The sequence below is a fragment of the Psychroflexus sediminis genome (assembly GCF_900099815.1).
Taxonomy (GTDB): domain Bacteria; phylum Bacteroidota; class Bacteroidia; order Flavobacteriales; family Flavobacteriaceae; genus Psychroflexus; species Psychroflexus sediminis.
In genome coordinates this window covers 1-9,641 of sequence record NZ_FNCW01000025.1, presented here as the reverse complement: position 1 = coordinate 9,641, position 9,641 = coordinate 1, and the positions used below count along the sequence as shown (strand labels likewise).

At 41.3% G+C, this 9,641-nt stretch carries 13 protein-coding genes; all 13 read left to right on the top strand.

What is annotated here, in order from left to right; genetic code table 11:
* A partial coding sequence (locus BLP81_RS13385; protein ID WP_143002846.1) for a transposase occupies window positions 1-327 on the top strand: 327 nt, incomplete at its 5' end.
* A gap of 355 nt (window positions 328-682) precedes the next feature.
* Entirely contained in the window at window positions 683-2,065 is a 1,383-nt protein-coding gene (locus tag BLP81_RS13380) for an anthranilate synthase component I family protein (RefSeq protein ID WP_093370487.1), read from the top strand.
* A gap of 9 nt (window positions 2,066-2,074) precedes the next feature.
* Complete coding sequence (locus tag BLP81_RS13375; protein ID WP_093370481.1) at window positions 2,075-2,641, top strand: anthranilate synthase component II; 567 nt, start codon at window positions 2,075-2,077, stop codon at window positions 2,639-2,641.
* A gap of 25 nt (window positions 2,642-2,666) precedes the next feature.
* Window positions 2,667-3,662 carry an anthranilate phosphoribosyltransferase gene (gene trpD, locus BLP81_RS13370; protein ID WP_093370475.1) on the top strand — a complete coding sequence of 332 codons (996 nt, stop codon included), beginning with the start codon at window positions 2,667-2,669 and terminating at the stop codon, window positions 3,660-3,662.
* Window positions 3,659-4,426, top strand: coding sequence for an indole-3-glycerol phosphate synthase TrpC (trpC, locus tag BLP81_RS13365; protein WP_093370472.1), 768 nt, complete (start codon window positions 3,659-3,661; stop codon window positions 4,424-4,426). The genes trpD and trpC overlap by 4 nt, the downstream gene beginning before the upstream one ends.
* Window positions 4,426-5,067: a phosphoribosylanthranilate isomerase gene (locus tag BLP81_RS13360; RefSeq protein WP_093370492.1), complete on the top strand. Its 642-nt coding sequence runs from the start codon at window positions 4,426-4,428 to the stop codon at window positions 5,065-5,067. Before trpC ends, BLP81_RS13360 begins: the two co-directional genes overlap by 1 nt.
* Complete coding sequence (trpB, locus tag BLP81_RS13355; RefSeq protein ID WP_093370466.1) at window positions 5,054-6,238, top strand: tryptophan synthase subunit beta; 1,185 nt, start codon at window positions 5,054-5,056, stop codon at window positions 6,236-6,238. The genes BLP81_RS13360 and trpB overlap by 14 nt, the downstream gene beginning before the upstream one ends.
* 450 nt (window positions 6,239-6,688) lie before the next feature.
* Window positions 6,689-7,273 (top strand): ATPase, encoded by a 585-nt coding sequence (locus tag BLP81_RS13350; RefSeq protein WP_093370462.1) that lies wholly within the window; start codon window positions 6,689-6,691, stop codon window positions 7,271-7,273.
* Window positions 7,260-7,412, top strand: coding sequence for a hypothetical protein (locus tag BLP81_RS13710; RefSeq protein ID WP_176752724.1), 153 nt, complete (start codon window positions 7,260-7,262; stop codon window positions 7,410-7,412). The genes BLP81_RS13350 and BLP81_RS13710 overlap by 14 nt, the downstream gene beginning before the upstream one ends.
* 160 nt (window positions 7,413-7,572) lie before the next feature.
* Window positions 7,573-7,806 (top strand): hypothetical protein, encoded by a 234-nt coding sequence (locus BLP81_RS13345; protein ID WP_093370457.1) that lies wholly within the window; start codon window positions 7,573-7,575, stop codon window positions 7,804-7,806.
* A complete protein-coding gene (locus tag BLP81_RS13340; protein WP_093370452.1) occupies window positions 7,806-8,123 on the top strand; it encodes a type II toxin-antitoxin system RelE/ParE family toxin in 318 nt (105 codons plus the stop codon). The genes BLP81_RS13345 and BLP81_RS13340 overlap by 1 nt, the downstream gene beginning before the upstream one ends.
* Before the next feature lie 62 nt (window positions 8,124-8,185).
* A complete protein-coding gene (gene trpA, locus BLP81_RS13335; protein WP_093370448.1) occupies window positions 8,186-8,947 on the top strand; it encodes a tryptophan synthase subunit alpha in 762 nt (253 codons plus the stop codon).
* Window positions 8,948-9,358: 411 nt separating this feature from the next.
* A partial coding sequence (locus tag BLP81_RS13330; protein WP_093369930.1) for a transposase occupies window positions 9,359-9,641 on the top strand: 283 nt, incomplete at its 3' end.

Here is a 9,641-nt window from a genome sequence, read left to right as displayed (position 1 = left end):
ACAGAAACAGGTAATTTTAATAAGTTTGATAATCCAAGAAAATTTAGCTGCCACTGTGGTTTAGCTCCTTTTCCATACCAGTCGGGAAGCAGTATTAAAGGAAAAACCAAGACTCATTTTCTGAGAGATAAATCTTTAAAATCTATTTTGACAAAGGGAGCTATCACAGCTGCACAGCATGATCCTCAGCTAAAGGCATATTACAATCGTAAGATTAAAGATGGAAAACATCACATGAGTGTAATAAACGCCATCGCTAATAAACTCGTTTTAAGAATATTTGCTGTTGCAAAAAGAGATGAACCTTTTGTGAAATTATCGGCTTAAAAATTTGTTTTTAACTTAGAATGCTCGAACTTGAAAGAAGGTGTGGGGTTCTCGACTCTACTTCCTTTGCGCTCCTTCCAGCCAGCTTGAACTTGAAAACAGTAATCTCAGAGCAACCCAAATGTTTGAACATCGAGCGGAGTCGAGAACAAACAAAATTTTAACATCTGTAGATTCAAAAAGAAATGAATATTATTCCTATGTTTGTAACATGTTCAACAACAAAAACAATTCTTGGTGGTGGTCTTTATTACGTCAAACGTCGTGATCTAGATCCTGCTATGCATATATTTCATAAAGGCTTGTCTATCACGACAGGCCTTTTTTAATTTTTAAAAACGCTGAGTCTTAAACTATGAGTTATTCTTTAAAAACCACCTATCAGAAGTTGCTTGCCGATACCTTTACCCCGGTGAGTGCTTATCTCAAAATCAGGGATAAATATCCAAATTCTTTGCTTTTGGAAAGCAGCGATTACCACACCAATGACAATAGTTTTAGTTATATCTGCTGCAACCCCATTGCGCATTTCAAAGTGGAAAACGAGCAAATCGAGCTCAAATATCCCGATGGCAGCTTCAAACAGATAGCTATTGATAAACAGGTGAATGTCGCTAACGAACTCAAAAAATATTTAGTTGAATTTGAGGTAGAAGACCATGACTTCAAATTTCTGACCCAAGGGCTCTTTGGATTTACGACTTACGATGCGGTGCGCTATTTTGAAAATCTGACTATAGACAAAAGCAAGTCAAAACTGGGCCTGCCGGATATGCTGTACAATGTGTTTCAAAATGTGATTGTGATCAACCATTTCAATGATGAAGCCTATGTCTTTAACCACTCTTTTGATGGCTCCGATCGTATTTCAGAATTAAAATCCTTACTGAAAAATCAAAATTATACCGAGTACGATTTCGAACTGGACGGTGAAGAGGAATCCCCGATTACCGATGAAGAATTTATGGAGTACGTGACCAAAGCAAAAGCGCATTGTCAGCGTGGGGATGTTTTTCAGATGGTGATGTCCAGACGTTTCTCTCAGGGTTTTAAAGGAGATGAATTCAATGTGTATCGAAAACTGCGAAGCATCAATCCAAGTCCGTATTTATTTTACTTCGACTTTGGAAATTATAAAATCTTCGGCAGTTCACCAGAGGCACACCTCGTGGTTCAGGATGGCAAAGCGGAGATCCATCCGATTGCCGGCACCTTTAAACGAACAGGTAACGATCAGGAAGATGCGGCTATGGCCTTGAAATTATCTGAAGATGTCAAGGAGAACTCAGAACACGTGATGCTGGTGGATTTAGCCAGAAATGATCTGAGCCGCAACGGTAAAAAGGTAAAAGTGGAGACCTATAAAGAGGTTCAGTATTTTTCACATGTGATTCATTTGGTGAGTAAAGTAACCGCTGAAGTCAATCCGGAAGACAGTTTGAAATTACTGGGAGATACCTTTCCTGCAGGCACTTTAAGCGGGGCGCCCAAACACATGGCGATGTCTCTGATAGAAAAGTATGAAAACATCAGTCGCGAGGCCTATGGCGGAGCGATTGGCGTGATCGATTTCAAAGGCAATATGAACCAGGCCATCATCATCAGAAGTTTTGTCAGTAAAGATTTAAAATTGCATTTTCAAGCTGGTGCCGGCGTGGTAAGCGACAGTACCAAAGAAAACGAACTGCAGGAAGTCATCAATAAACTTGGAGCTTTGCGTAAAGCTTTAGATCAATAAAAGGAAGTCATGAAGAAAATATTAGTCATAGATAATTACGATTCGTTTGTGTACAACCTGGTGCATTACCTGGAAGAATTCGAGGCCGACGTCACCGTCAAAAGAAATGATGAGGTTGACCTCGATGAAGTTGCCCGGTACGATAAAATATTGCTTTCACCGGGACCGGGTATTCCCGATGAAGCGGGACAGCTGAAGGCGATCATCAAAGCTTTTGCTCACGAAAAACCGATGCTTGGGGTTTGCCTGGGGCAACAAGCCATTATGGAAGTTTTTGGAGGCGAGCTTTTAAACCTGGATAAAGTTCACCACGGTGTCGCGACAGAAATCAAAACCCTGGTAGAGGATGAAGTCCTGTTCAAAGGCTTACCCGATACGCTGATGGTGGGGCGTTACCATTCCTGGGTAGTGAAACAGGAATTGCCGGACTGCCTGGTGGCGACTTCAGTCGATGAGGAGGGTCAAATCATGTCCCTTCGCCATAAAGAGTACGATGTACGAGCGGTCCAGTTTCACCCGGAATCGGTGTTGACGCCTGAAGGTAAACGCATGATTAGAAACTGGATAGAAAGCTAACCTACTTGACAAACGAACTTTTACTATGAAATATATACTCGATCGATTAATTCACCAGGAACAGCTCTCCAAGGAAGAAGCCAGGGCGGTATTGCTTCAAATCTCCAACGGAGAATTCAGCGACCTTCAAATCGCTTCTTTTCTGACTGTGTTCATGATGCGCAGCATCAGTGTAGAAGAACTGGAAGGCTTCCGGGATGCGCTCCTGGAACTTTGCATTCCTGTGGATTTCCAGGGCGAAACCGTCATGGATCTGTGCGGTACCGGTGGTGATGGGCAGAATACCTTCAATGTGTCTACTGCTGCTTCTTTTGTCGTAGCAGCCATGGATATGAAAGTCGCCAAGCATGGAAACTATGGCGTGTCTTCAGTGAGTGGAAGTTCCAATGTTCTGGAAGCAATGGGTATCAAATTCTCCAGCGAGCAGGGGTTTTTAGACCGATGCCTTAATGAAGCCAATATCGCGATTCTTCATGCGCCGCTGTTTCATCCGGCAATGAAGAATGTAGCACCTATACGAAAGTCCCTGGCGCTCAAAACTTTTTTCAACATGCTGGGACCCATGGTAAATCCGGCTAAACCTGAATTGCAGCTGGTTGGCGTTTACGACCTGGAACTCCTGAGGAAGTATCATTATTTGTATCAGAAGACCGATAAGACCTATTGTATCCTGCACGATCTCAATCAGTATGATGAGATTTCACTCACCGCCAAAACCAAGTGCGTGACTCAGTCCAAAGAAATGTTTCTTTCTGCTGAAGATTTCGGGGTTTTGCCGGTGACCAAAGAAGAAATTTATGGAGGGGATACTGTAGAAAGTGCCGCTGATATTTTTTATCAGATCTTAAGCGGAAAAGGAACTGAAGCCCAGAACCATGTGGTTTGTGCCAATGCCGCCGCAGCGTATTCAACAGCAAAAGATCTCTCTGTAAAAGAGGCTTTTACCGAAGCTAAATCTATTTTAAAGGGCGGAAAAGCTCTAGAAGTCTTGAACCAACTCAAAACCATCAGTCAGTCATGAAAAGGATTTTAGAAGAAATCACAGGTTATCAGCAACTGGTTGTGAACCTTAAGAAACAGAAGATGCCGGTTGAGGTTTTAAAGTCTTTCCCTGAGTTTTCAAGTTCAACGCGAAGCTTAAAGCAGGCCGTGGCAGGTTCAGGACAGGGAATTATAGCGGAGTTTAAACGCCGTTCGCCGAGTAAAGAAGCGATTAATTTGAAGGCTGATGTGATTGAGATTGCCCAAAGCTACGAGCAGATGGGCGCTGTAGGAATGTCGGTTTTGACCAATCAGCGTTATTTTGGGGGGAGCCTGGAAGATTTACAGCTGGCAAAATCGGTTTGTAAGTTGCCGATTCTTCGCAAGGACTTTATGGTAGATCCCTATCAGATTTACGAAGCTAAAGCCTACGGAGCGGATGCCATTTTGTTAATTGCCAATGCTCTGCCTTCAGAAAAGCTGGAGGAGCTGGCCGTTTTGGCGCATGACCTGGGTTTGGAAATTCTGTTTGAAATTCATCAAGCTGAAGAAATTAAAAAACTGGCGCCAAAGTACATCGACCTGATAGGAGTGAATAACCGAAACTTAAGAACCTTCGACGTGGATCTTCAGCAGGGACTGGACATGCTGCCACATTTGCCTTCAGAGCTGCTGAAAATTTCAGAAAGTGGAATTCAGGATAGGGAAAGCATCGAGAAACTAATTCAGCAGGGATTCAACGGCGTGCTGGTAGGTGAGTTTTTCATGAAGCAAAAACGCTCAGAACAACAGAACAGGAAGTGATGAAAGTAAAAGTCTGTGGGATGAAACATCCCGAAAATATAAAGGCACTTGCCGAACAGGACATCGACTATATGGGGTTTATTTTCTATGAGAAATCTCCTCGATTTGCTGAAACGGCAGTGGACGTTCCCGACAGCATTCAGAAAGTAGGGGTGTTTGTGAATGAAAGCATAGCTGTCATTTTGAAAAAAGTGGAAAGTTTTGGACTTGAGGTGATTCAGTTGCACGGGGATGAAACCCCCGACTTCTGCCTGGAACTCAGAAAGGCACTAGATAAAGCAGGTCAGGCTGAGGTCAGCTTATGGAAAGTGTTTTCCATCAAATCAGCTTCAGATTTCAAGGGCGTGAAAGCCTATCACTCTGCTGTTGACGGCTATTTGCTGGACACCAAAGGTCAGTATCGCGGAGGTACAGGTGAGAAATTTGACTGGCAGTTGCTGGAGCAGCAGAATTTTTCAAAACCGGTAATGCTCAGCGGTGGCATTGGTCCTGAAGACGCCGAACAGGTGAGTCAGTTATATAAAGACGGCCTCATTGCAGGCGTTGATATAAATAGTGGGTTTGAAGATGAGCCCGGCCTTAAGAACATAAAATTAGTACAAGAATTTTTACAAAACCTTAGAACATATGAGCAAGTATAGTGTAGATGAAAAAGGATTTTATGGAGATTTTGGTGGTGCCTACATCCCCGAATTACTGTATCCCAACGTGGAGGAATTAAGACAAAACTATAAGCAGATTATAGGGACGGATGATTTTCAGAAGCAGTTTAAGCATTTGTTGAAAGACTATGTAGGTCGGCCAACGCCCTTGTATCTGGCTGAAAATCTAAGTGAGAAATACAAGACCAAGATCTACCTGAAACGCGAAGATTTGTGTCATACCGGGGCGCATAAAATCAACAATACGGTTGGTCAGATTCTCCTGGCCAAGGCTTTGGGCAAGCACCGCATCATTGCCGAAACGGGCGCAGGCCAGCATGGGGTGGCTACGGCTACGGTTTGTGCGCTGATGGGGCTGGAATGTATTGTATACATGGGAGCAGTCGACATCGAGCGCCAGGCCCCCAACGTCGCGCGAATGAAAATGCTGGGCGCCAAGGTGGTGCCTGCTACCTCGGGAAGTAAAACGCTGAAAGATGCGACCAACGAGGCAATTAGGGACTGGATCAACCATCCGCAGGACACGCATTACATCATCGGTTCGGTGGTAGGACCACACCCGTATCCGGCTATGGTGACCGAGTTGCAGAGTGTGATTTCCAAGGAGGTTAAAAAACAGATGCTGGAGAAAGAAGGCCGGGAATTGCCGGATTATGTCATCGCCTGCGTAGGCGGGGGAAGTAATGCGGCAGGATTGTTTGCTGACTTTATGGATCATGAAGAAGTGGGGATTATCGGTGTGGAGGCTTCCGGAAAAGGAGTGGAGACGACCGAATCTGCTGCCACGACGATTCTGGGACGCGAAGGCATTATTCACGGGAGTAAAACCCTGTTGATGCAAAATACCGACGGCCAAATCACCGAGCCGTACTCGATTTCAGCTGGTTTGGATTATCCGGGTATCGGACCGCTGCACGCGCATTTGTTCAAAACAGGTCGAGGTAAGTTTGTGTCCATCACCGATGCGGAAGCTATGACGGCAGGTTTGGAGTTGAGTCGTATGGAAGGGATTATTCCGGCGATTGAAACGGCGCATGCCTTTGCGATTTTCAAGTATTTGGAGTTTAAAGAAGACGATGTACTGGTGTTCAACTGCTCGGGGAGAGGAGATAAAGATTTGGAGACGTATAGAAAGTATTTTGGGTATTAAGTATTAGAGATTTGTCTTCTTGAGTGGAGTTGATAGATGAGCAATACATCTCGGCTCTACTTCGTCTTCGCTCAGCACAGGCAGCTCGATGTTAAAACAAAGTGTATATAGAAATGTTGAATGAATACCTCTGTGTCCTTCGTGGCTTTGTGGTAAGAAAAGAACATAGAGCATGGAGCAAAGGACAAGATGTCAGTTAGAGTGATCCCGACCGTTTTGTTGGGATTGTATCGATAATTAGAGATGATCTCAAATACAATAGCCGTTGATCTATAAAAATGTTTAGAGAATAGAGCGCAGACTTTAGAACATAGAGCAAAAACAAAGAGAAAAATGATAGTTTAAAACTTAGTGTCCTACGTGAATACTAAGTAGCATTGCACTGTAATGACAAAAGGACGCAGAGAAATGAATAAAAATGATATTGCTTTATTAATGTAAATTTGTAATATGGAAGACAAAAATCTCTATATCATTGCAGGTTGCAATGGGGCAGGAAAAACTACTGCTTCTTATACCATCTTACCTGAAATCATTGAATGTAAAGAGTTCGTTAATGCAGACGAAATCGCTAAAGGTCTTTCTCCATTTCAGCCAGAAAAAGTAGCTTTTGAGTCTGGCCGAATTATGATCGATAGAATAAATGATCTTTTAAATGAAAATGAAAGCTTTGGATTTGAAACCACTCTAGCTTCAAAAACCTATAGAAATAAAATTTTAAAAGCTAAAAAGTTAGGTTATACAGTAACACTTCTGTTTTTTTGGCTCAACAATATCGAACTTGCTAAAGAACGAGTCAAAACAAGAGTTTTAGAAGGTGGTCATCACATTCCAGTAGGTGTTATTGAAAGGCGATATCTAAGAGGTATCAACAATTTATTCGACATTTATTTAGATATGGTGGATGCCACCTTTATTTTTGATAACTCTTACGGAAAGCATGAATTAATAGCCAAAAAAATTGAACAGGAGGACATCTTGATTAGTGATGATAATAAATTCAACCAATTAAAAGCATACTATGACAAAACGTGATAAACAAATAGAATTAGGAGAAAAAATTGAAGCTGGTCTTCAAAAAGTTTACGAAAGACTTATAGAATTCAAGAAATCAAAAAACAGTGAACTTGTGGTGATGAGAGATGGCAAAATCGTAAAGATTAAACCAGAGTGAACTTTTAGCTTAGATAGGATAATATTCATTGATAATATTTTGAATGTAGAGAGTTAGTTATTGCAGATACTACCTAATGTAGATAACTTAAGTGAATCTACGATTAGATAAAAAAGATAGCTAAATTGATATTTAGTATATTTGACAAAAGCTTAAAACAATGAATTTAGAAGCTCGAAAATTAGAATTTATACAAGAATTTTTAAAACTTCAAAACGAAGAAGTTGTTTCACGTCTTGAAAACCTACTGAGAAAAGAAAAGAATGTTTCTGACTTAAGAACATTTGAACCTATGACTCAAGAAGAATTGGATAAAAGAATGGATCAATCTGAATCTGATTTCGAAAACAATCGATTTAAAAGCAGTTCTGAATTATTAGCCAAATACGACTAATGGCATTGAAAATAATTTGGTCTGAATTAGCTGAATCTGAGCTTGACGACATTTATGAGTTTTACGAAAAAATCGCAAGTATAAAAGTTGCTAAAAAGCTCGTAAATGCTATTATTAACGAGCCGAATAAATTGATTAAAACACCAGAAATCGGCGAAAAAGAACCCTTTTTAAAACATAGGGAAATTGAATATCGATATTTGGTTTTCAGAAACTACAAACTCATCTATTCGGTTGACTATAAAAAGGGTTGTATTAAAATTGCTGATGTCTTTGATACGAGACAAAACCCTATAAACTTAAACCGAACTAAATAAAGCCACTTGTCCGCAAAAGCTTCAAGAAATGATGACCTGGCAATACCTAACTAAAAAAGACTATGAACAGAATAAATAAAGCCCTGGCTCAGGATAAAAAACTAATCTCCATTTACTTTACGGCGGGTTACCCTCAGCTGGAAGACACTACAGAAGTCATAAAACGCCTGGCCGATGCAGGCACCGATGTCATTGAAATTGGTTTGCCTTACAGCGACCCTCTGGCAGATGGACCCGTCATTCAGAAAAGTTCGGAACAGGCGCTCAGAAACGGTATGAGCTCGCAGAAATTGTTTCAGCAGTTGCAGGGCATCCGCGAGGAGGTGGATATTCCTTTGATCGTGATGGGCTATTTCAATGCGATGTTACAATTTGGCGTAGAGCAGTTTTGTAAGGAATGTGAAGCCATTGGAATTGACGGTATCATCATGCCCGATTTGCCTATCGATATTTTTGAGCGAGATTATAAAGCCCTGTTTGAAACCCACGGCCTTAAATTCGTTCCACTGATTACACCTGAAACTTCGGAAGAGCGTATTCAAACCATAGACGCCTTGGGCGATAGCTTTGTCTATATGGTGAGTTCGTCCAGTACCACCGGAGGCGAAAAAGGATTTGGCGAAGAAGCCATGTCCTACTTCAAACGCATCTCCGATATGCATCTGAGTAATAAACTCATGGTAGGTTTCGGAATTAAAGACGCCTTAAGTTTTGAGCAGGCCAGTCGCTATACCAGCGGTTGCATCATCGGCTCTGAGTTCATCCGCAGGTTGACCAATGAAGGCATGGAGGGAATTGAGCCGTTTATCAAGTCGCTTAACTAGTGAATAGTGATTGGTGAATAGTTTTTTCGTGTATTCGGAGAGACGTGTAATGGGCAATTTTTAATTTTGTTGACCAGTTCACCAGTGGAATATTCAATACTGAATACAAAATATCGAAGTCAAATCTTGCTATGCTTTTACTTGAGTGAGCAGTGACGAGTAATTTGTGATGGTAAAGTTGTGTTTGATCGAATTTTTAATTCAAAATTTATAATTTTACTGACTTGCCTTCCAAGGACCGCAGGCAAGCTCGAACAGACAATGGAAAGCTCATAACCCATGGTAGCTTCGATACATCCCGACGCAAAAGTCGGGACACTCAGCCACCAATTAATTCAAAATAATTAATTTCGACTCAGGACTTATTGTCACTCCCTGATATAGGTTGACCGTTTTAAAACCATTTTAAAGATGATAAAAAGCGGAAAACGTTTAGGACCAAGAAAGATTTATTCAGAAGATTTTAAGCTTCGAATAGTCAAACTTTATGAATCAGGAAAGCATTCAGTTTACGAATTAGAAAAGATTTACGATATTTCAAATCAATCGATTTATAATTGGATCTACAAATATTCAAAATACAACAAGAAATCAGTAAAAGTTGTCGAGTTTAAAGATAGTCAGATGGATAAAATTAATAAAATGCAGGCTCGCATAAGTGAACTGGAACAGGCTCTAGGTCAAAAGCAAATGA

What these genes read in the sequence shown, in the direction of transcription:
- BLP81_RS13380 (WP_093370487.1), top strand. Translation starts at nt 683, where the DNA reads ATGAGTTATTCTTTAAAAACCACCTATCAGAAGTTGCTTGCCGATACC.
- BLP81_RS13375 (WP_093370481.1), top strand. Translation starts at nt 2,075, where the DNA reads ATGAAGAAAATATTAGTCATAGATAATTACGATTCGTTTGTGTACAAC.
- trpD (WP_093370475.1), top strand. Translation starts at nt 2,667, where the DNA reads ATGAAATATATACTCGATCGATTAATTCACCAGGAACAGCTCTCCAAG.
- trpC (WP_093370472.1), top strand. Translation starts at nt 3,659, where the DNA reads ATGAAAAGGATTTTAGAAGAAATCACAGGTTATCAGCAACTGGTTGTG.
- BLP81_RS13360 (WP_093370492.1), top strand. Translation starts at nt 4,426, where the DNA reads ATGAAAGTAAAAGTCTGTGGGATGAAACATCCCGAAAATATAAAGGCA.
- trpB (WP_093370466.1), top strand. Translation starts at nt 5,054, where the DNA reads ATGAGCAAGTATAGTGTAGATGAAAAAGGATTTTATGGAGATTTTGGT.
- BLP81_RS13350 (WP_093370462.1), top strand. Translation starts at nt 6,689, where the DNA reads ATGGAAGACAAAAATCTCTATATCATTGCAGGTTGCAATGGGGCAGGA.
- BLP81_RS13710 (WP_176752724.1), top strand. Translation starts at nt 7,260, where the DNA reads ATGACAAAACGTGATAAACAAATAGAATTAGGAGAAAAAATTGAAGCT.
- BLP81_RS13345 (WP_093370457.1), top strand. Translation starts at nt 7,573, where the DNA reads ATGAATTTAGAAGCTCGAAAATTAGAATTTATACAAGAATTTTTAAAA.
- BLP81_RS13340 (WP_093370452.1), top strand. Translation starts at nt 7,806, where the DNA reads ATGGCATTGAAAATAATTTGGTCTGAATTAGCTGAATCTGAGCTTGAC.
- trpA (WP_093370448.1), top strand. Translation starts at nt 8,186, where the DNA reads ATGAACAGAATAAATAAAGCCCTGGCTCAGGATAAAAAACTAATCTCC.